Source organism: Calothrix anomala FACHB-343 (genome assembly GCF_014696435.1).
GTDB classification, from domain to species: Bacteria; Cyanobacteriota; Cyanobacteriia; order Cyanobacteriales; family Nostocaceae; genus Aulosira; species Aulosira anomala_A.
In genome coordinates, this window is record NZ_JACJQG010000003.1 from 209,211 (window position 1) to 232,385 (window position 23,175).

Consider the following 23,175-nt stretch of genomic DNA (forward strand, 5'->3'; position numbering starts at 1 on the left):
ATTGACTATCAAATGACTATCACAAATATGGTATGTTAGACTGAGCGTCTAAGATATTCATTATGCAATCAGGAAAACGCAATACTAAAGGTTCCGTCGTAGTTGAAAGTTTCCGCAAGCGCTTACGGTTGTCGTTACCCCGGCAATTATTTAATGGAAAGCAAAAATACTTAACACTTGGACTAGATGACACGCCAGGGAACCGCCAGATAGCAGAAGCCAAAGCCAAAGAGATAGAGAGAGACATTCAAGGTAATATTCTGGTTCCAGGGACATTTGACTACACATTAAATAAATACCGTCCTGAATCCTTTCGATTAGTAGAAGCAGAGAAATCAGAATATCCTATTAGCCTTAATGAAATTTGGGAACAATTTATAGAACACAAAAAGAAAATCTCATCACCCAGCACAATGAGATTTCAATATAGAGTTTTTAGCAACTACCTATCCAAATTACCTACTCATGATTTAGAGAAAGCAGTTGAAATTAGGGATTGGGTTTTAAGTAATATTCCTCCAGAATCGGCTAAAAGGTTTATTGTGCGTTTAAGTGCTTGTTGTGATTGGGCAATTGAGTCTCAAATTATTACTAATAATCCTTTTAAGGGCATGTCTAGTAAAATCACAATTCCTAAATCTCAAAAAAATGATGATGGCGAAATAAACCCATTTAGTGTATATGAAAGAGATTTAATAATCGAAGCATTTAGGAGTAATAAATTTTGTTCTAAATACTCTAGAGTTAAGCATTCTTATTATAGTGACTATGTAGAGTTCTTATTTCTCACTGGTTGTAGACCTTCAGAAGCGATCGCACTAGAGAGAAAAAACATTTCAAGCGACTTTAGATATGTAACATTTGATTGTGCAGTCGTGCTAACAGACAACGGATTAGCCAAAAAATCTGGATTAAAGACTCAAGAGAAAAGGAAATTTCCTGTTAATCAAAAATTGAAACCTATACTTGAAAGAGTATGTGAAGGTAAAAACAATGATGATATTTTGTTCCCCAGTCCTCAAGGAAAAACTTACATTGATACTGGCAACTTTAGAAACCGTGTATGGAAACCTGTACTAAATGGATTAGGAATTGAATATAGAAAACCTTATCAAACTAGACACACTTTTATTACCTTAGCACTAGAAAATGGATTAGATGCTAAAGACGTTGCTCGGTTAGTTGGTAATTCTCCTGAGATAATTTATAAACACTATGCAGGTAATAAAAGAGATTTGTTTGTTCCAGAATTTTAATTAATCAATTACCTTATAAAAGGTCAATTTTCCGCAGTAGTGTGTCGCATAAGCCACTCAAATATCCACTGCAAAATAGCGTAAGGCACCATTTTCCAGGCTGTTCCCTGCGTCAACGAAAAATTTTACGACTCATTTAGGCTCGCTATAGGTATTTGAATGATAAACTCAGTTCCTTTTCCTAGAGAGGAATTGCATTCGAGTAACCCAGAGTGTTTATCTACTACAATTTGCCGAGCGATCGCCAATCCTAATCCTGTTCCTTTCCCGACAGCTTTCGTAGTAAATAAATGCTCGAATATCTTGTCTTTTACTTCTGCACTCATCCCCAGAGCATTATCAGCAATAGAAATCTTTACGTGCTTCCCTTCTAGTGAAGTTTTAATGGTAATTTGGTTGGGATTTGCTTTAATTTCTGCAAAACTCCGCCCATTATTTGCTTCTTCTAAAGCATCAATGGCATTGGCTAAAATATTCATAAATACCTGATTTAATTGCCCAGGGAAGCATTCAACCTGTGGTAAATTACCATAATCAGTAACCACCTCAATAGCTGGACGTTGTTCGTTAGCTTTAAGACGATGTTTCAGAATTAAAATAGTGCTATTGATACCTTCATGGATATTAAAAGGTACTTTGTAATCTTTATCTGCTCGTGAAAAAATGCGAAGACTGGTACTGATATTTTTCAGGCGATCGCAAGCCATAACCATTGCATCCATCATCTTTGGTAAGTCTTCTTGGATGTAATCTAGGTCAATTTCTGTGGCGTGATCAATAATTTCTTCAGTTGGATTAGGTAGAGTTGCTTGATACAATTTTAGGTGTTCGCTAATATCAGCAATTGTAGGTTTAGCTTGTGTAAGACTGGCAGAAATAAAACCAAGAGGATTATTCATTTCATGTGCCACCCCTGCTACTAAATTGCCCAATGCTGACATTTTTTCACTCTGGACGATTTGTAATTGGACTTGTTGTAAATCTTCTAACGCTTGTTGGACTTTTTGATAAAGTCGAGCATTTTCTAAAGAGATAGCTGCTTGGGAGGAAAGTAGATTAATTACTTGCAACCGTTCTTGGGTAAATACCCCGTTTGTGAGTTGATTTTCTAGATAGAGAATACCTACTAAATTTCCTTGGTTAATAATTGGTGTGCATAATATACTTTTTGGTTGGTGTGTGAGTATATATTCGCTAATTAGTCCAGGAATATCTGTTTGACAGTTATCTATAACTATTGTTTGCTGAGTATTAGTAACGTAATTAATAATTTTTTGGGGTACATCTTGACAAGTATCTAGTAACTTTTGTTCGAGCAATGTTTGGATTTGCATTTGAGAATTAATAGAAGTGATTGCTCGGATTTTCCAAGTATCTTCTTGGGGGAGAATTAAGACAGATTTTTTTGCACCAGAGTTTTCTAAGATTATTTTGGTGAGGCTAGTGAGGAGTTGATCTAATTCGATACTGCTAGAAATAGTTTGAGCCGCTTTGAGTACACTGGTAAAGTCTAGAATTTCCGAAATATTGCTAGTACTAGCCGTGGAACTATGAGCAGATGAAGATGTTTTACGAAACACAATGGTGGAGATTGTTTCCCAAGGATTGGGGTGAATTCGTCTTTGTTGCAGGATGGGTTTGAGTAGTTGAGGATAGCGTTTTTCTAAGTCGTTGGTTTTGGCTTTAGCACCCCAACGGGAATAGCAGTAGTATGCTTGTTGCATATATCCTGCGGCGACTGTTTCTTTTTCCCAGTCAAGATAAAATTTAGCAGCAAGTTCGTTGGCTAAGGCTTCTTCTTGACTGTAACCGTTTGTTTTGGCAAGAGAAATAGCGCGATCGTACCAATCTCCCGCTTCATATTTTCTGTCTAAAACTCGATATTTTTCTGCATTGACTAGGTTGAATTTATGTAAATAATTCATCGGGGCATGATTAGCCCAAACTGCCATTTTTTCCTGATTATTCTGGACTTTTTCTATAATTGCTTGTTGCTCAGAAAGGGGAACTCTAGAATACAAAGCTAATCGTACTAAAGAATCGTAAAAATAAAACAAAGGCACAACAACCAGCCCAGTAACTCCTCCTAGAGACTGTTCTGTCATTTCAGAATTTTTTAATGCCTGGTCATAATCATCGAATAAATAACTGATGAATAGTTTATTTACAAACAAGTGATTAATTGTATACAAGTCATTGGCTTTTTGATGGGTAATTAACATAGCTTCTTCATCATATGCTGTGCCAATTAGCTTATATATATTTTCCGACTTACCCTGGAGATTAAACACAGTTTGGTAATAAATTGAACTCCAATAGAAAGCGACTTGCTGCTTGATTTTTTTTAAAGAATCAACATAAATACTAAAGTCTTTCTCTAGAATTTCTAGTTCCTTCCCTAGCCAAAAAGAATGAACTGGATAAATATAAGCACAATAACCAGCATATTCGAGATCGCCTGTTTCTAGCCCTGTAGAATAACCTTCGATCGCAGGTGTTAATGTGTCCTTAATATGCTGTTGCCAATGGGCTATGTGTGCATTAACAACAGTTAATATCTTCGCTTTTAGTTCTGAAGAATTAAATTTGGATAATATGCCCAAAGCTAATTTACCAAATTCACAGCCAGCGTTAATATCACTAAAGGCTCCACAAAGCAGCAATCCATACAAACTATAACCATAGGCAGAAACAGGTGTATTGCCGTATTTAATCGATAACTGAACCATTGCAAAGGTGATTAAGGGAACCATTACCGGATCGCTTTGAAAAGCCGCAGGAAGGACTCGCATTAAGATTTTCATCGCTGCGATGTTTTCGGGGTTTGTCATTATTGGTAAATGAACTAATTCCGCGATAGATTTACCCTGTAAATTGTCAACAACTTGCTGTAAACCTTGTTGAATATCTAAGGGTGTTGGTTGTTCGGGAAAATTAATGCCTAATTGTTGCAGAATTGAGCGGGCAATTTGGATTCCTTCTATTTGTTTGCTTTGCATAATGCAAGCAGTAATCTGAATTTCGTAGATAGAAACCTTATCTAGTAATGTTTTGGCATTTTGCAGAATGATTGCTGTAAAATGTTGCATCTGCTCAAAATTACCACTTAAATAAGCAGATTCAGCAACTAATACATGTAATTCTAATGTTAATTGATATTGCTTTTTCCAGCTATCTTCATCAAGTAATTCTAACCCAATCAAAGAATATTCCACAGCCGCAGTATAAGCAGTCGCAGCTTTCGCTTTTGTTCCAGCAATCAGATTTAATTGCGCTAATTGATTTCGTTCTTGGATATCGTCAATTAATACCCTACCAATATTTAACTGGTTGACAATATCAAAAATCTGTTCTCCTTGTTTGGCTGGGGGAATACTTTGTAAAAGCAATCGCCCAATTTGTAAATGTGTCTTTTGTCTGTTTGCTTCCAGAATTAGAGAATAAGCTGCTTGTTGGATGCGGTCATGCAAGAATTTATACTTAGCTGTGTGGTGATACGCCAAAGGCATTAAGCTGTGCTTATTGCTAATTGTCAGTTGAGTTTGTTCTTCAGCATCTTGATAAAACTTATAAACCGCACTTTGGGGCAAAATAAAATCTGACTGCAAGGCTTTCCATAAAGATGCAGCTGTTTCTACGACCGATAATTGGCACACAATTGCTAATGTATTTAAATCAAAAGAGTTGCCAATACAAGCAGCAAGCTTTAATACTTGTTGAGTCAATTCTGGTAATTTTTGTAATTGAAATACCATAAACTCAACAACATCTGAAGTGAGTGTTTGCTGATTGATTTGAGCAATATCACATTCCCAGCATCCCTCTTGCCAATTAAAAATAATTAGTTCATCTTCATGTAATGACTTGAGAAACTGCGTAACAAAAAAAGGATTACCTTGAGTTTTGCGATAAATCAATTGCGAAAGAGGGAATGCCAAATTTTCTGCACACTTTAATGTTTCAACTACGAGTTGATTCAAGTGTAATTGACTCAGAGGTTGGAGGGTAAGTGTATTTACAATCGCCCCCGCGTTGCTAATCCCATCTAAGGTCATAATCAACGGATGAGCTGGGGAGACTTCATTATCTCGATATGCACCAATTAAGAGTAAATATCCTTGATTTGTTTCTGATATTAATAATTGAATTAACTTCAATGAAGCCAAATCAGCCCATTGTAAATCATCCAAAAATATTACTAAAGGATGCTCTTTGCTGGTAAATAGTTGCAGAAAATTCTGGAATAATAAATTAAATCTATTTTGAGCCGCAGTCCCAGATAATTCTATTGCAGGTGGTTGTTGACCAATAATTCTTGCTAATTCGGGAATAACATCAATAATTACCTGTCCATCGTTCCCTAATGCCTGAATAATTTTACTTTTCCATTGTTGGATTTGCGCATCAGTTTCAGCGAGTAATTGCCCCATCAAATCCCGAAATGCTTGCACAAATGCTGAAAAAGGAATATTTCGATTAAACTGGTCAAATTTGCCTTTAATAAAATATCCCCGTTGTTTAACAATGGGTTTATGAACTTCGTTAACTACCACAGTTTTACCAATACCAGAAAACCCAGCAATTAACATGAGTTCGCTATCACCTTGAGAAACCCTGGCAAATGCTGCTAATAGTTGCTCAACTTCCTTTTCTCTACCATATAATTTTTCAGGGATGAGAAAGCGATCGCAAATATCCCGCTTCCCAATTTCAAAATCATTAATTTCCCCGATTTCTGTGATTTGTTCTAAACATTTTTCTAAATCATGCTTTAATCCTAAGGCACTTTGATAACGGTCTTCCGCATTTTTCGCCATCAGTTTCATCACAATATCTGACAGTACTGGGGGAATCTCTTCCCTGTTCCCTAATACCGCAGGCATTTTAGCAATATGACTATGTATCAACTCCATCAGATCTGCTGATTGAAATGGTAATTGACCAGTTAATAATTCGTAAAAAGTTACGCCTAAAGAATAAAAATCAGTGCGATAATCAATTACGCGATTCATTCTCCCCGTTTGTTCGGGTGATATATAGGATAATGTTCCTTCCAAAACTTGAGGATTTTTCAGGGATTCGGTTTCCCTTGGGAGTAAGGAAGCAATACTAAAATCTATTAATTTAACTTGCTTGGTTTCGGGATTAATTAAAATATTGGCGGGTTTAATATCTTTATGAATAATTTTCTGATGATAGAGAAAATCTAAGGTATCGCACAGAGATACAGCAATTGGCAAGAATTCCTGTAGAAGCGTTATCTGTAAATTATTATGAGTAAAATAATCCTTGAGAGAAATTCCCCCAAAGTCTTCCATCACCAATATATAACCATTTTGGTAAGTTTCTAAGCTATAGGTTTGGATGATTCCTTGGAAGTCAAGATTTTTAGCAATAGTATATTGATTACGAAATTGTACCAGTTCGCTAAAGCTAGGATAAGGATTTTTCAGCAGTTTGATGACTACTCTTAAGGAATCTTGTTCTCGGATTGCTCGATATACCAAAGTCTTGGAACCATCATAAATGATTTCTTTGACTTGATATCCGGGAATAGTAATTTGAGTGCTAACCATACTCATTGTATATTTGCGAGTTTCGCATTTAGTATTCCCAAATATGCAACAGTATTTAGCATTGCTGTAAAAACATTGACATCTATATTTAGATGGGCAATTCTAGGTAGAACAATTGGTAATGACTTACGTAGGGTAGCAAAATTAAATGAAAAAAAACAAATATCAGCGATTGATGAGTTTTCCAGGTATGACAACCTTAATAGCAGTGGTTGCTACTGTACTTGTAATACTAGGGGGGACATTTGAATTTGCTTTTGCGTCGCAACCTAATGCTCAATCAGATATTGAAAAATTGACGGTTTGCTATGCTTTGGGAACAGATGCAATTGGGAGAGGAGATCTCATAGAAGGAAAGAATATTTATCCGAACTGCTTTACACCGGATGCAACGATTACAGCAGTTTTCCCTAGTGGAGTCACCCAGACATATATCGGTACCAATGCTTGGGCAGATTTTGTTTATGCTGTATTCCAAGGGAATGGTTATGTAGCTACCCAACATTTGATAGGTACAATCAACATTAATGTGAATGGTAATAAGGCAACAATGACTTCTTATCTCCATGCGACTCACAAACGTTCTGAAACTAGCATTGATGTTGCTAATGGTACTTATGAAGATGAAGTGATCCAACAAAATGGGCGTTGGAAAATTCGCCGTCGCACACTGAAATTAATCACCTTCTTAAACCTTTCTTCTCCTCCTAGTGGGCAACGTTTAATGATGCCTTCAAGCTAGGTTAATTTTTAGGAAACTCCACAAAAATTTTCTTATTTTCATGAAAAACTCCATCCCATTGTGGGTGGAGTTTTTGGATATTGGGAATTGGGCTTGGGGCATGGGGCATGGGAAAGAACATCACAAGCCCCAAGCGGCGGGGCGCGCACTCTACGCACCTGTGTCACCTTAAGGCGAAACCCGCTTGGCGACAACGTTCTGCCCTCACCCCCAGCCCCTCTCCCACCAGGAGAGGGGAGCAAGAGATTTAATTCCCCTTCTCCAGGGTTATTTTAATGGGTGTGGGATTATCTGCGATCGCACTCCCATCAACAGCCCATTGTGCCTGGTCGTGTATTCTAAATTTAATGATAGCGAGTTGAAGATATTCTGAAGTGCGATCGCCTATTACTACCATTTTTTGCTTGAGGCGAACTTCAGTTTAATAGACGTTGCTTCTCTTCCTCAGTGAAAGGATTTTTACCAGCACGGAGAGCATTAACCCAACTTTGCATTTGTGCTTTGTCTTGCTTATTATCAGTCGATTTGATAAATGCCTCAAAGTCTTCAATTGCTCCTTGAGTATTTCCAGTCAGCGTCCTAGCAATACCCCGAATTGGACGAATGTTTATATTTTCAGGCTCAAGTGCCACCGCTTTATCACAGGCAAACATGACATCTGCGGCATATCCCCTCAAACTGCCATTCCCACAGAGTTTATTCCAAGAATCAGCAGATATTTTCAAGTTGGGGTCGAATTTTTGTGCATCTGCGTAGGCAGCAAGAGCTTCCTTGACTTTACCATCTTTAACGAGCTTTTCTCCCTGAGTAACCAAAGCAAGGGCAGCTAACTGTCTGACTTCTGTTGTACTAGGGATAGCTACGTTAGAATCCAATTTTCGGGCTTGATTAAACTTAGCTTCCGCAGTTTTGATATCACCATCTGCCTTTGCTATGGCTTGACCTTGATTAACTAGAAATTGAGCTTTTTCGCTGTTGCTCCATTTGGCAAAGTCGAGACAGGTTTGCGCTGCGGCTTTTGCTTCGTCAGTCTTAGCTTCTAGAAGTGTAGGATGCTCGTGTAAATTATTGCACCCCACTTTTAGCCAATCTTGCCAATTACCACCAGCCCACAACCGTAGCGTGTTGTCATCACTGCCACTGACAATATACTGACCATCGCGACTGAACGCCAGCGCCCTGACACGTTCTGTATGACCGTTGAGGGTGTGGAGCAACTTGCCTTTTGTATCCCACAACCGTAGCGTGTTGTCATCACTGCCACTGACAATGTACTGACCATCGGGACTAAACGCTAGCACCGTGACATAACTTGTATGACCCTTGAGGGTGTGGAGCAAGTTGCCTTTTGTATCCCACAACCGTAGCGTCTTGTCATAACTGCTACTTACAGTATACTGACCATCGGGACTGAACGCCAGTGCTGTGACAGGTGCTGTATGACCGTTGAGGGTGTGGAGCAACTTGCCTTTTGTATCCCACATCCGTAGCGTATTGTCTACACTGCCACTGACAATATACTGACCATCGGGACTGAACGCCAGCGCATTGACACCTCCTGTATGACCCTTGAGGGTGTGGAGCAACTTGCCTTTTGTATCCCACATCCGTAGCGTATTGTCTACACTGCCACTGACAATGTACTGACCATCGGGACTGAACGCCAGCGCATTGACACCTCCTGTATGACCCTTGAGGGTGTGGAGCAACTTGCCTTTTGTATCCCACATCCGTAGCGTCTTGTCATCAATGCCACTAACAATATACTGACCATCGGGACTGAACGCCAGCCCCCTGACAAGACCCGTATAACCATTGAGGGTGTGGAGCAACTTGCCGTTTGTATCCCACATCCGTAGCGTCTTGTCATTACTGCCACTGACAATGTACTGACCATTGAGACTGAACGCCAGCGCATTGACACCTCCTGTATGACCCTTGAGGGCGTGAAGCAACTTGCCTTTTGTATCCCACATCCGTAGCGTGTTGTCATAACTGCCACTGACAATATACTGACCATTGGGACTAAACGCCAGCGCCGTGACTTCACGTGTATGACCGTTGAGGGTGTGGAGCAAGTTGCCGTTTGTATCCCACATCCGTAGCGTATTGTCATTACTGCCACTGACAATATACTGACCATCGGGACTGAACGCCAACGCCCTGGCAAGACCTGTATAACCGTTGAGGGTGTGGAGCAACTTGCCTTTTGTATCCCACATCCGTAGCGTATAGTCATTACTGCCACTGACAATGTACTGACCATCGGGACTGAACGCCAGCGCCCAGACAACAGATGTATGACCGTTGAGGGTGTGGAGCAACTTGCCGTTTGTATCCCACATCCGTAGCGTATTGTCACTACTGCCACTGACAATGTACTGACCATCGGGACTGAACGCCAGCGCCGTGACAGGTGCTGTATGACCGTTGAGGGTGTGGAGCAAGTTGCCGTTTGTATCCCACATCCGTAGCGTCTTGTCATTACTGCCACTGACAATGTACTGACCATTGGGACTGAACGCCAGCGCCGTGACAGGTGCTGTATGACCGTTGAGGGTGTGGAGCAACTTGCCTTTTGTATCCCACATCCGTAGCGTCTTGTCACTACTGCCACTGACAATATACTGACCATCGGGACTGAACGCCAGATCCGTGACAGTATCGGTATGACCGTTGAGGGTGTGGAGCAACTTGCCTTTTGTATCCCACATCCGTAGCGTCTTGTCACTACTGCCACTGACAATGTACTGACCATCGGGACTGAACGCCAGATCCGTGACAGTATCGGTATGACCGTTGAGGGTGTGGAGCAACTTGCCTTTTGTATCCCACATCCGTAGCGTCTTGTCATTACTGTCATCACTGCCACTGACAATGTACTGACCATCGGGACTGAACGCCAGATCCGTGACACGTCCTGTATGACCGGAAAAAATATTGCGCTCACGCACAGCTTCTATTGCTTCTAATAAACTAGATTGAACTTCACTTAAAACTTCCCCCAGTTGTGACTGACTTTCACCAGTTGCCCCAATTGCTGAAATTAATGGCTCTACATTTGTTGATAATGACAGTAAATATTTGATATTTGTAGCTTTTTCTCTCAGATTAGCGATGCTTGCTTGTTTGCGAGACTCAAATCCAAAAATTGTTGAAGCCACTGCGCCTATAGCTACCACGCCTACAAAAGCAGCAACTACGCCAAACCTAACCCATTTACTTGTATTACGTTGCTGAATACTTTTCTGCACAAATTCCGATGCTAAATGCGACAGCAAACCGAGATCCCCATACTCTTGTAAGTAATTCTCTGCTTCTGCCAATTTTGACCCGGTAAACAGATAATCTTTGGACTTGTTTTTACTTTCCCACTCCTCTGATGCTGCCTCAATCTTGCGCTCAACGCGGATGGCGGCTCGGTTTTCACTCACCCAAGCACGCAGTCTTGGCCAATGGCGAATCAATGCTTCATGAGTTACATCCACCACTGTCACGGTCTTTTGACTCTCTCCCCGTGCTTGCAGTTCCGATGTCACCACTAATCTGGCATCTGTCAACTTCATTAGCACTTGTTCCACCACTTCAGCCGATTGCTGGGGGTTGACTAAATCTGTCTTAAACACCTGTCTGCGGGTGTCTTCTGTTCCTTCTCCCAACTGAGTTAACTCAATGAATATCCGTTTAGCAGTCAGTTGTTCTGTGGAGTCGAGAGCATCATAAACTTCATCAGCCCGTTTTTGTAGCGTGCCTTTAACTCCACCCAGTCTGCTATATTCTGCCAGAGTTAAGCGATTCACCTCTCGCTTCCGCCATAATTCCGTTAGGGTATATTGCAACAAAGGTAAACTACCAGGGCCTTCCACATCGGCTAACATTTGTTCTACTAGTTCCCGTTGCACTTCTAACCCGACTTGATAGGCAGGTTGGGTAATGGCTTCTGTCAACTCCTTTTTATTCATGGGGGTGACAGTAATCAGATTCTCTTGAATTTTCTGTGCTAATCCTGCATATTCTTGTTCGGCACATTTCCCAAAAAAATCTGCCCGCATCGTCATTACCACTGTCAACAGAGAATTATTTAATGCCCCTAACAAACACTCAAAAAACTCCTGTCGTTCGTTTTCATCTTTACAGAGAGTAAAAACTTCTTCAAATTGGTCAATGACGAGAATGAGACGATGCCCGGATTTCTCACCAAATTTATAAAATCTAGGCCCAGAGGCTGTAGGGGCGGGTTCACAAATATGCTTCGATGATTCACGAATATCTCGTGAACCTGCCCCTACCGTTTTGTGAGAAATGCCGGGATGGGAAACTGGGGTTTGCAAGGATGGAGTGTTTGCATCAGGCTCTAGCTGATGTAATGTGGCTTGGACTAATTGAGTTAATCCCCTTGCACCCTGATTGAGTAACTCTTCTGCTGTTTCAAGTTCAGATTTGGGTGTATCTGTCTGTGTTTGGGCATCCTGAACCTGGGGAGGAATTATATTATCTAAAAATACTCTAGCTAAACTTTTGAGGGGATGCTCTCCGGGGCGAAAAATCTTGATTACCCATTGATCGCTTCCTCCCAATCTTTTGCCTAACTTCAGTTGATGCAGTAAACCTGCCTTAACTACACTAGATTTACCACTTCCCGAAGCGCCGACAACTGCCAAAAAATTCCCTTGCCTAATATTCTCCAACAGCGAATCAGTTAAAGCGGTGCGTCCGTAGAAATATTTCGGGTCTGATTCGTTAAATTCAAAAGCTGCTAAACCTTTGTAAGGGCAGAATTCTGCCATTAAAACAGCACGGTCAATTTTTTCTTTTTGTCCCGTGAGGATAATTTCTGTGCCAGTGTTATGAAAAATCGGACGCTGACGGGCAGTTTTTAGCTGCTGCTTGATTAAGTCAACCAGGGAGTAGTTTGTCACCCAGCCTTCAGCATGATTTTCCGGTTTAAGTGCTTCTACTAATGCGCCACTCAAAATCCCATGATTGCCACTCAACTCTTCATAGGCGACTTCAAATTCACGAGAAGCGGTAATTAAACATCTATCCTTTGTCTCAAAACTCCCAGGATCGGCATCATCGAAACTCAATAACTCACCGCTATAACAACAATCTAACCACACAATTTGCTGCCGCACTGGCGAAGATTGTAAAAGTTTGCGTAGCCAGTCTAGGGAAAGTCCCCACTGTCCAATCACAGGACAAGTATCGCTGGCAGCTAAAAAGCCTTCTGTGACTCCACCGATATCTTTGCGTAAACCATGCCCCGCAAAAAACAGCAAGGCTGTATCAGGAATGCTGCGCCCAGGGGGATTGAAAAGTTGAACAATAGCTGTTTCTAATTCTTGGACTGTTAGCTGCTGCTGAGGATCGACAAAGTAAGATCCATCCTGATTATAAGCTACTGGTAAACGCTCGACATGGAATTTACCATAAGTTTCCAGGATTTGGGCTATGGCTTCGGCATCAGTTGCTGGGGCTTTGAGATGCGGCGGGCGATCGCTAGGTTTTTGTATCAAGGTAGGATAGCGATTAATGCCGATCACCAGTGCTTCTCTTTCCATAGCTGCCAATGAATTTAAGTATCAGGTAAACTAGTTGATTATGTAAACAAAAAATATTAGTTATTTTCCTCATGGAAACCAGCAATCTTAACAATACTTTATTAGCTTTGTTACTAGCCCTGCAAGATTCAGAAATTACTCTCAGTGATACAGAACAATCCGACTTATCCCAAGTAGCTGAACAGCTTTCTGCCAACCCAAAAGCCTGGGAAATACTCATCGAACCCCGTTTGTTGGTGATGATCCAAGCTAATGAAACTTTAAATCAAAGGTTTCAAGCTGCTAAATCTTTATTAGATAATTTAGGCGATAAAATCCCGTTAAATTTACTACCTAGCGAGGCTGAACTAGAACAAGCAGCCCCAAAGCAGAAACCTCAAGTGGTAACTCGTGGTATTCCACAAGTTAGTTCCTCAGACTTGAGAAGCAATGAAATTACCAATATGGCTATCAGGGTTATGGCAACTCCCAACCCTTCGGAAACTGCCAAAAAATTAAGTAGCTTTGATAAATTCCAACAATTTTTAACCCAAAATTTTGCCCAAAAATAACGCTATCTCATTTATCTATATTTGCCAGAGCCATAGCGCTTGACTTTATTTTCCCTAACCCTCCTAGCTGAAAAAGGCGGGGTTAGTTCCTACCTTCACTTGCGTAATTATTAATCGACTACTAGACTAATGGTCAAATCTATGAAAATGGGTTAAAACCATAAATCCTACTCGGTTTCAATTGGCTTGATATACAGCATATTTGAGGTAAATGAGGTACGCGCTTCGGGGCATGGCAGTGCCAGTGCCCCTACAATCAACGATAATCTGTACCTCACCAACTGGTAATCTGCTGTATTAGCTAAAAACTAAATTTTTTGGCTGACTGAGTGGCAATGTAATAGTCTTTCCCCTGAAGGAGAAAAATTTTATTTGTCTGTGTTTCCCATCCAGAATCAACAATCTAAAATGATTTCCTTGAATGACTGACCTCATCTATCCCACTATTGACCTGTTTCTCTATGACTTGAAATATAGTTTAGGAGATAATCCAGAAGAAATTAAGCAAAATCAACAATCTTATTACAATAAAATTCCTGAATACATTCGCCCATTATTGTTAGAAAATGGGCAAGATTTACAAGGTGAATATGTTCATCTTCTCCAAGATGTATACGCACAGACAAAACATCATAATGAACAATATGAAGGCTATTTCTATCCGGTGCTACTCGGTGATAGTTATGGCTTACTTGTAGAGTGTGCATTCAAAAATAAAACTCATGCTCAACCTGCTAAAATATTTGTCGATATCAAAGCTGAAATTGAGCGCATATTAAAGAGTCAAACAGTGACTATTGGGCAAACCTGGATGCTTTCTGGCTGGCTACCTCCTGCTCAAACTAAGAGTTCTGAAGAGATTGCTCAAGCTTGTTATCAAGCATTAATGCCCGGTTTAGATTGGGAAGGAGATTTACAAGGTCAAGGACACTTTCTCGGAGCAAATATTTTTGAACTAACTCAAAATAATCAGCATTTTATTATCATAATATATCCAGATGAAGCTACTTTAGACCAATCTGGCAAATTTTATGCTGACTGGATACGTTTATTTTATTATCGCCACAAAATAGTTTGGGCTTATAGCCAAAGTCGTTTCTTAAAAAATTCTCTACAAAATTATTTTACGAAGATTAAAGTCGGAAGTGATGCTATTGAACAAGCTAGAAAGAAGAAAGGCGAGTTAAATACATTGCAGAAAACATTAGTCGATGTGCAAAATACACTTAATGAATATACCAGAGAATTAACTATACTTGATTTTCAGGGTGGGACGATTGATATTAATTTGAGCAATTATGAAAAACGGCTAGAGAGAATTCAACAAAAATCTCAGAAAATTACAGCAAATAAAGAAACAGAAGTTGAGTTTTTCACAGAGTTTAGTAAATTAGTTAAAGATAAATATCGGCTACAGATAACTAAAGACTCAGAAAACCTAGAGCGAGGTTTAAAATTACTCTCAGATACTATTAATGCAGTTAGCAGTCGAGTTGAATTAGAAAAAGCTGAACGCGATCGCAATTTTCAAGAATTCCTTAGCCTTCTGGCTGTAGGCTGGACTTTTGGCTCTTTTGTTGCGGCTTTGCCAGGATTGGGTGAAAAGAACGATAACCCTGTTAGATCGTTCCTAATTAATTCTTTCAATCTCAAACCCAGTATAGAAGACGTAAAGACAACAACAGAAGTAAAGACAGTTACACAGCCATTAAGTACAAAAGCAGGAACAACAACCAAAGAGGTAAAAACAGTTACACAGCAGGCAAACCAAGAACCTTGGTGGCTAGTCCCAGCTACCAAGGGAATATACACCCTCAGCGGCTTTGTCATCGCTATATTAGTAGTTTTGCTTTGGCGGCGTTTATGGAGACGATACAGTTAGGGACTTCCAATTAAAAAAATAACCAATCGCTATGCAGGCAGAGGGGCAGGGGGCAGGGAGCAGGGGGAGTAAAGAAAAATCTGCTTAAATAAATTGAGTAATTTATTCTCTGGAAGTCCCTTAATGCAATTGTAATTGAGAGCGATCGCCAAGTGCTTCATATTTTGCGAGCTTATGTCTGCTTTATACTTATACCAATTGGAAAAAAGAATGCGACAGATTGTAGGGGCACTGGCACTGCCATGCCCTCGAGAATATTTTGATGTGTCGCCAAGATTATTTGAATTGGTATAAGTTTTTTGGAGCAGATGTCACGAGAATTTTTTCCCCAATAAACGCAGTCGCGTAAAAATGGGCTTTGTCCAGCGCCAATCAAGAATGTCGTGGAGTAGTGTGTAGAAGCAAGGAATGATAAACAGAGTCAATACTGTTGCTAAAGACAAACCGGAAAATACTACTACTCCTAATGGTTGCAAAAATTCTGAACCTTCGCCAATACCTAAGGCTAGGGGAAACATACCCAAAACAGTAGTAATTGTAGTCATTAATACTGGACGTAACCTTTGGGGTGCTGCTTTTAAAATCGCTGTTTTGCGGTCAACATCTTCCCGTTCGAGGATTTGGTTTGCTAGTTCTACCATGATGATGGCGTTGTTAACTACGATACCTACTAGCAACACGGCACCAACTATCACAGTCGCACCAATAGCTGTTTGAGTGATGTAAAGTCCGAATATACCCCCAGCTAATGCTAAGGGAATTGTAAACATAATTACTAGCGGGTCAATGAGAGAATTGTATTGCACCGCCATCACTACAAAGACTAAAAAGCTAGCTAGTCCGCCTAATAGCTGTAACGAACTTTGAAGTTGTCGATTAGATTCAGCAGCTGTACTTGGTAATAAACTAACGCCCTCAGGTAAATCTATGCTATTAACTACTTTATTTACTTGGGCAAGAGCGTCACTTAAGCTAGCTCCTTCGGCTAAGTTTCCGGCTATTAAGAATACCTGACGTTGATTAATGCGTTGTACTTCTCCAGGTGCTTGAGCTTCAACGATTTTGGCAACATCTCGCAAGCGAATTTGACGATTATTATCGACAAACAAAGGTAACCTTTCTAGTTGGGAAGGTGTTTGTACTGATCTTTCATCTAACTGTACGCGAACATCTACTAAGCGGTTACCCCGTTGTAGTTGAGTGGGTACGCTACCTTCGAGGGCTGTTTGAATGGTGTCACCGATGTCTTGAGTTGTCAGTCCTAAGGCTGCAACTCGTTCCCAATCGGGAAGAATTTGAATTTCTGGTTGACGGTCGTCTGCATCAGGACGGAATCTGGCGAGGGTGGCTTGCTCTTCTAAGGCGGCTAATACTTGACGACCAGCTTGTTCTAAGGTGTCTGTGTTATTTCCCTGAAGAATTAAATCAATGTCAGCACCTCTGATGGGTGAGTTGTTGAGAATTAAACCTCGGACTTGACCGGGGGAAAGGCGCAGGCGAATTCCGGCTAAATTCAGCTTGTTAAATTGCTGGGTAACTCTTTCTACATAAGCTTCTACGTTAGTACCTGTTTTGAGGGTAATGTTGCTAGTACCTCGCAGAGGATTAGCATTAGTGGTGTTACCAAAGAGCGCACCCCCAATTGTCGTGAATACATATTCGGTTTCTGGTTGACTGCGGAGAATTTCGTTCACCGCATTCATGACTTTTTGATTGGTTTCTAAGGGTGTACCGGGGGGAAATTGAGCATTTAAGTTGGCTTGTCCGGTGTTGATGCGGGGGAGAATTTCTTGGGGAATTTGTGGAGCCATCCACAAACTACCACCACCAAAAAGCAGCAGTGCTAAAGCGACTGCAACTAACCGCCAGCGCAATATACCAGCTAAAAACCGAGCATATCCGCCTGTAGCAGCATCAAATCTGCGGTTAAATTGTTTTAGCAGCCAAAATTCGCTCAATTTACTGGAAACACGCCATCCCAACATCCGCGAAGAAAGCATGGGGACAACGGTAACGGCGATTAAAATTGAGGCGGCGACGGAAAAGGAGATGGTGAGAATTAATTCGTTGAAGAGTAGGGCGATAAATCCACCGATGAGCAAAAACGGTAATACCGCTACCAAGTTGGTACTGGTGGAAGCAATCAGGGCTGATTCGACTTGTTGGCTACTTTGTTCAGCTTGGGAAATGAGTTGTTGCGAACTCAAGCGGGATTTGTTATCTTTACCCGGAGTCATTCCCGCACCTTCGGCGATGTTCTCCAACATGACGATGGAGTTATCAACGACAATACCGACACCTAAAGCTAAACCACCTAAACTAAAAACGTTGAGGGATAAACCAAACATTCCCATCAAGATAATTGCGGCGAGAGTGGCTAGGGGGATAGCAATGACGATGATGAATGTTTGTCTGAGGGAACCAAGAAAGAGTAAAACTGCGATCGCGGCCAATGCTGTCCCAATCAAACCAGAACTGGTAACATTGGAAATAGAATTACGGATAAACCGTGATTCATCTAGGGTAGGTGTCAAAATTGTCCCTTCGGGAATCACCCCAGATTGGCGCAGTTCTTCTAAACGTTTTTTTACACCATCAACAACATCAATGGTGTTTGCGTCTGGTTGCTTTTGAATGCTGACTTTAACCGCTTCTTCCCCATTCAAAAGAACATAAACCCGTTGTAGTTCTGAGCCATCAATAATTTCGGCAAAGTCCCGCATGTAAACGCGGCGTGCTGGAATTGTACTTAGAGGATTGCTGGCTGAGTTAGCAGATGAAGTAGAGCCTACCTCAAAAGATAAATTTCTCAATTCCTGAGCATTTTTGAACCTTCCCACAGTCCGGGTTAAAGGTTCGGAATTTTGCCCTAAAATCCGACCGCCAGAGACATCGACGTTACGGTCTCTCAGTTCGTCTAAGACATCGGTTAAACCTACGCCTAAGGCTTGTAACCTGTCTAAATCGATATTAACCCTAACTTCTTCTTGCACTCCCCCCGATACATCTACCCCGGCGACTCCGGGAACTACACCGAGTTCGCGGGCTAATTCTTCTTCAGCGAAAACCCGCAAATCTACACCTGCTAAGGATGGTGAGGTTAACGCCAATTCATATACGGGTAATTGGGAAGGATCGACTTTAAATAAGCGCGGTTCTTCAATGGTATCTGGTAAGGTGCTTCTGGCTCTATTAAATGCTGCTGTTGCATCATTCAAGGCTTGGTCAATATTTCCCCCTGGTTGGAAGAACAAATCTAAGCTGACTTGTCCCTCACGAGTTTGGGAAAAAACCTGTAATACTCCCTCTGTGGCGGAAAAGGCTTCTTCTAGAGGCTTGGTGACTTCATCAACCGCAACTTCTGGAGAAACGCCGGGGGCTTGTATCCGCACCCCAATCCGGGGATAGGTAATTGATGGTAGTAAATCTACTGGCAGTTTTAGGATAAAGAATACACCTAAAACTATTACTGCCAGGGTAAGCATAAGTGTGCCAATGTGTTGGCGGATGGAGATAGCGCTGATACTAAAACCGCTAGTTTGTTTGACCTGTTGCATCTTTCTCTTTGATTATTCAAAAATTACTGTTGATTCCCTTTCGGGGTTGACTGAGATTTTTCTGAAATAATTGAAAGACGCACGGCGTCCCCATCTTTTAGCGGTTTACCACTGCGCACAACATAGCTTTCTCCTGGTTGCAACCCAGATAAAATTTCGACTTTCGCATCAGCTCTTTTTCCTAGAGTTACAGAACGGGCTGTGACTTGGGCTTTACCTTCAGTATTTGTAACTACAAATAAAGTACCCGTTTGCTCATTTGATGCTTGTTTATTTTCTGTAGTTTGGGAAGCAGCTTGATTTCTAGCTGGTTTCTGAAGTGCTGTTTGCGGTACTACTACTCGCTGTGCTGCTTGAGTAGCAAAATTAACTCTTGCTAATAATCCGCTACCAATTTTACCCTCGCTGTTGGGAATGACTACTTCTACAGGAATTAACCTAGCTGTCGCATCGGCGGCGGGGGAAATGCGGGCGACTCTCCCGACTAATGTTTGGTCGGGGAAAGCATCTAAACGCACTTCTACAGATTGCCCAATTTTAATTTGTCCCAGTTCTAATTCGGAAACTTGGACGACGACTTTAACGCGATTAAAGTCGGCTATTTTTAATACTTCCCCACCTGCTTGCAGTAGGTTACCTGGTTCTGTCACTTTCTCAGTAATTACACCAGCGATGGGAGATGTTAAGCGGGTATAGGAGCGGCGTTCTTTAGCTTGGGCAACTACGGCTTTTTGGGCGGTTACTCGACCTTGGGCGGCGGCGACTGCTTGCTGTTCGGTGCGTACTTGCTCGGTGGCAGCTCGTAAGGCTTGGGCGGCTGTTTGCGCTTCAGTGCGGGCTTGTTGGGCTGTTTGCTCCGCGATCGCGCCTTGTTTAACTAGTTGCTGTTGGCGTTGGGAATCCGCTTGAGCTTGTACTAATTGCAACCTAGCACTTTCTACTTGAGCGCGGGCATTACTTACTTGATTTGTAGCTCTGGCTACTTCTGATTGCAGTGAGGCTAATTCTGCTTCTGCTTGCTTGAGGTCTGTTAACAGCAGGACATCATCTAATTGTCCAATATTTTGCCCTTGTCTAACTCGATCGCCAACATCGACATTTAATCCTAATAATCGCCCTTCAACTTGCGATCGCAGTGATACTGTACGGTAGGGAATGGTAGTACCAGTATACTCCGGTTGTGTTTGCAGGCTATCCGTGCGCGCGATCGCCACATCTACAGGTGTAGCGCCACCCCCTTGTCTACCTGCATTAGGCCCTTGAGATTGAGCATCGGCTGATTCTTTGGGAGATGAAGCACAACTCGTTGTGAATAAGCTCAAGCCCAGGAAGCAAGCAATTACTAACCTAGACTTTTGCTTATGTTCTTGATGAGCTTTGTGATGTAACCGAGAGTTAATTATTTGGGATGCAGCTATAGTATTTGGCATGTTTAAGAGTTTGTGCGGCTTATTTCCGTCCAAAATCATTGATTTTCTCATCGGGCGGCGCTGGCTGAAAACAGCCGTCTACAAAGACAAAAGCAGATAAATTCTCTTTGCTGTACTGCTGTCACCAATTCTTTGTGAATTTGCATGGAATCAACTTTTCCCCTGAGTGGTTGAAGCTAGATTTCCAGCCTGCATTTTGCAGAAGGAAGAATTAGTTTTAGACAGTGCCAGAGAATTTAATGGTACTGAACTCCTCATGTAAATTTAGTATACGTATTTTTAGCCTTCCTAAGATCTGCCGCAAGATATAAGACAAAGCAAGACTACAAAATAATTTTTTAATTTTTAGCTTCTATCCCCAGGCAGAAAGAAAGTAAAAATTTGGTTGTTTAGCATTGTAGCCAAACTATCAGTAATAGTTTCAATATCTAGTTTAGATTAAAAATAGTAAAGAAATTTGGTATTAGGGACAGATGTAATGTAGTGAGTTTCCAAGCCAAACTATCTATTACTATCTATATTATTTTGTCTAAGGAAGGAAAGCAGTGAAATCACCACTCAAACTGACAAAAACCACTGAAGAATCACAGATTGCAGAATTTTTTCAGGAATCAGTGGGTAAGTGGCGATCGGAACGGCGTTATTACACCCTATCATCAGGAACGACCAAAGAAATAGTCAGTGCGATCGCAATTCGGTTTTTAGAGCCGGGATGCGAAGAATTGCAAAAACTAGCGCAATTACACGAATTACCAGATGCAGTCAGTTTGGTATGTGGTACAGAAGTCACCTGGGATAGTACAGATGTAGTCACAGGTAAGCCAGAATCTCAAGGTTCCACATTATTTGGTGCATTAGGAAATATTTTGTATCGCGATCGCGGTTTCGCCACATCTAAGCCAATCACCGCCGAATATTATTTCCCCAATCCCAAAACATTATGTTTGCGCACAGAGTACAACGGCTCGGTATTTGAGGAAGAGTTAAAACTCATTGGCACTAAATACCGCACTCGCCAGACGATTATCTCTCGTGCTGGCGAACAGTTAATGATTGGTCAGTATTTAGAAAAGAGATTAGGGTGAAGGTAGGCTATTTTGCTTTTAAGTTGCACAATCTATTGTGAGGGCTGTTGACTGTTGACTGTTGACTGTTGACTGTTGACTGGTAGGAAGGGGAGAAGGGAAGGAGGATAAGGAAGATAAATCCAATGCCCCATGCCCAATGCCCCATGCCCAATGCCCCATGCCCTAATTACGCATTCACCACTTCGCCGCCGTTGGGGTGGAGAATTTGACCGGACATATAAGAAGAGTCATCGGATGCGAGAAATACATAGCTAGGTGCGACTTCTTCCGGTTGTCCGGCGCGTTGCATTGGTACTTGAGAACCAAAGCTCTTGACTTTTTCCTCTGGGAAAGTAGAGGGAATTAGGGGAGTCCAAATCGGGCCGGGAGCTACACCATTCACCCGAATTCCTTTTTCTACAAGAGATTGGGAGAGAGAACGAGTAAAAGCTACAATCGCCCCTTTCGTTGCTGAGTAATCGAGCAGTTGGGGGCTACCTTTGTATGCAGTCACAGAGGTAGTGTTGATAATTGCACTACCTTCTTTGAGGTGGGGTAAAGCAGCTTTGGTGAGAAAGAACATACTAAATATATTGGTGCGGAAAGTCCGCTCCAATTGTTCAGCTGTAATATTCTCAATACTTTCTTGGGGATGCTGTTCGGCAGCGTTGTTCACCAAAATATCCAGGTGTCCCAACTCCTTGACGACTTGCTGCACAGCTTGTTGATCGAATTGCTCGTCACCAATATCACCTGCAATTGTTAAGCAACGTCTGCCTTCTTTTTCTACCAGGCGTTTTGTCTCTTCCGCGTCCTTTTGCTCACTTTTATACATAATTGCCACATCTGCGCCTTCTTTGGCATAGAAAATAGCAACAGCTTTACCAATACCGCTATCACCGCCAGTAATTAAAGCTACTTTACCTTGTAATTTGCCACTTCCCCGGTATTTGGCATCATCAGACTGAGGTTTGGGCGTCATTTGCGCCTCAGTACCAGGAGCATTTTGCTGTTGCGGTGGTTGTAGTTCTTTGGCTTGAGTCATAAACTTGCTTCTCCACAGTAATCTATTTGTTGCGTTTTTCGGAAATGCGATCGCATCTCAAAGGATGTTGGACAATGACTCAACTTTAGAAAACCAGGATAATTACTTTCTCTATCATTGGGAAGGAAAGTATATATACAGCAGATTATCGTTGATTGTAGGGGCACTGGCACTGCCATGCCCCAAAGCTTGTACCTCATTTACCTGAAATATGCTGTATATCAGCTATAGTTTGAGTCCGATATATTCTAGAGGGCAAGGCAGTGCCTTGCCCCTACCGAAACTTATGGGGTTAGAGCCTCGCCCACTTCGGGTGAGCTTCAGTGCGCCGCTTCTAGGGCGACTTTATTCTACTAATCGGTAATGCGATTGGTAGATATGCTAGAATTAAGTTAGGAGGTGATTAAATGTTTAACCTGACTTACGAGTTTAAATTAAAGCCAACGCAGTCCCAAGTAGCCATATTTGAAGAATGGTTAGAAACCCATCGGCGTGTTTATAACCACGC

13 protein-coding genes are annotated in these 23,175 nt (G+C 41.5%); 6 read left to right on the plus strand and 7 right to left on the minus strand.

Going from position 1 to position 23,175, the window contains the following annotated elements:
• Nucleotides 1-62 precede the first annotated feature (62 nt).
• Nucleotides 63-1,256, plus strand: coding sequence for a site-specific integrase (locus H6G08_RS02700; RefSeq protein WP_190538744.1), 1,194 nt, complete (start codon nt 63-65; stop codon nt 1,254-1,256).
• A gap of 125 nt (nt 1,257-1,381) precedes the next feature.
• Here H6G08_RS02700 and H6G08_RS02705 read toward each other — a convergent pair whose 3' ends face one another.
• Nucleotides 1,382-6,832: an ATP-binding sensor histidine kinase gene (locus H6G08_RS02705; RefSeq protein WP_190538745.1), complete on the minus strand. Its 5,451-nt coding sequence runs from the start codon at nt 6,830-6,832 to the stop codon at nt 1,382-1,384.
• A gap of 148 nt (nt 6,833-6,980) precedes the next feature.
• On the opposite strand from H6G08_RS02705, the gene H6G08_RS02710 reads away from it, so the two are divergent.
• Entirely contained in the window at nt 6,981-7,574 is a 594-nt protein-coding gene (locus tag H6G08_RS02710; RefSeq protein WP_190538746.1) for a nuclear transport factor 2 family protein, read from the plus strand.
• Between the two features lie 247 nt (nt 7,575-7,821).
• Here the strand turns inward: H6G08_RS02710 and H6G08_RS02715 are convergent, their stop codons facing one another.
• Together H6G08_RS02715 and H6G08_RS02720 are read right to left on the minus strand one after the other, a co-directional pair.
• Nucleotides 7,822-7,971 (minus strand): hypothetical protein, encoded by a 150-nt coding sequence (locus tag H6G08_RS02715; protein ID WP_190538747.1) that lies wholly within the window; start codon nt 7,969-7,971, stop codon nt 7,822-7,824.
• A gap of 19 nt (nt 7,972-7,990) precedes the next feature.
• On the minus strand, nt 7,991-13,135 hold the full coding sequence (locus H6G08_RS02720) for an nSTAND1 domain-containing NTPase (protein WP_190538748.1): 5,145 nt from the start codon (nt 13,133-13,135) through the stop codon (nt 7,991-7,993).
• 71 nt (nt 13,136-13,206) lie between these two features.
• Here H6G08_RS02720 and H6G08_RS02725 point away from each other — a divergent pair, with 71 nt between their 5' ends.
• Nucleotides 13,207-13,686: a hypothetical protein gene (locus H6G08_RS02725; protein WP_190538749.1), complete on the plus strand. Its 480-nt coding sequence runs from the start codon at nt 13,207-13,209 to the stop codon at nt 13,684-13,686.
• A 421-nt stretch (nt 13,687-14,107) separates the two neighbouring features.
• Nucleotides 14,108-15,568, plus strand: a complete 1,461-nt coding sequence (locus H6G08_RS02730) for a hypothetical protein (RefSeq protein ID WP_190538750.1) — start codon at nt 14,108-14,110, stop codon at nt 15,566-15,568.
• Between the two features lie 311 nt (nt 15,569-15,879).
• Here H6G08_RS02730 and H6G08_RS02735 read toward each other — a convergent pair whose 3' ends face one another.
• Nucleotides 15,880-19,125, minus strand: coding sequence for an efflux RND transporter permease subunit (locus H6G08_RS02735; protein WP_190538751.1), 3,246 nt, complete (start codon nt 19,123-19,125; stop codon nt 15,880-15,882).
• 23 nt (nt 19,126-19,148) lie between these two features.
• Nucleotides 19,149-20,594: an efflux RND transporter periplasmic adaptor subunit gene (locus tag H6G08_RS02740; RefSeq protein ID WP_190538752.1), complete on the minus strand. Its 1,446-nt coding sequence runs from the start codon at nt 20,592-20,594 to the stop codon at nt 19,149-19,151.
• Between the two features lie 506 nt (nt 20,595-21,100).
• On the opposite strand from H6G08_RS02740, the gene H6G08_RS02745 reads away from it, so the two are divergent.
• Nucleotides 21,101-21,640, plus strand: a complete 540-nt coding sequence (locus H6G08_RS02745; protein ID WP_190538753.1) for a phycobiliprotein lyase — start codon at nt 21,101-21,103, stop codon at nt 21,638-21,640.
• A gap of 18 nt (nt 21,641-21,658) precedes the next feature.
• Here H6G08_RS02745 and H6G08_RS02750 read toward each other — a convergent pair whose 3' ends face one another.
• Both H6G08_RS02750 and H6G08_RS02755 read right to left on the minus strand, forming a co-directional pair.
• A complete protein-coding gene (locus tag H6G08_RS02750) occupies nt 21,659-21,802 on the minus strand; it encodes a hypothetical protein (RefSeq protein ID WP_190538754.1) in 144 nt (47 codons plus the stop codon).
• 7 nt (nt 21,803-21,809) lie between these two features.
• The gene (locus H6G08_RS02755; RefSeq protein ID WP_190538755.1) at nt 21,810-22,667 is read right to left on the minus strand and encodes an SDR family oxidoreductase; all 858 of its coding nucleotides are present in this window, start codon (nt 22,665-22,667) and stop codon (nt 21,810-21,812) included.
• Between the two features lie 407 nt (nt 22,668-23,074).
• Here H6G08_RS02755 and H6G08_RS02760 point away from each other — a divergent pair.
• A partial coding sequence (locus H6G08_RS02760) for a helix-turn-helix domain-containing protein (RefSeq protein ID WP_190538756.1) occupies nt 23,075-23,175 on the plus strand: 101 nt, incomplete at its 3' end.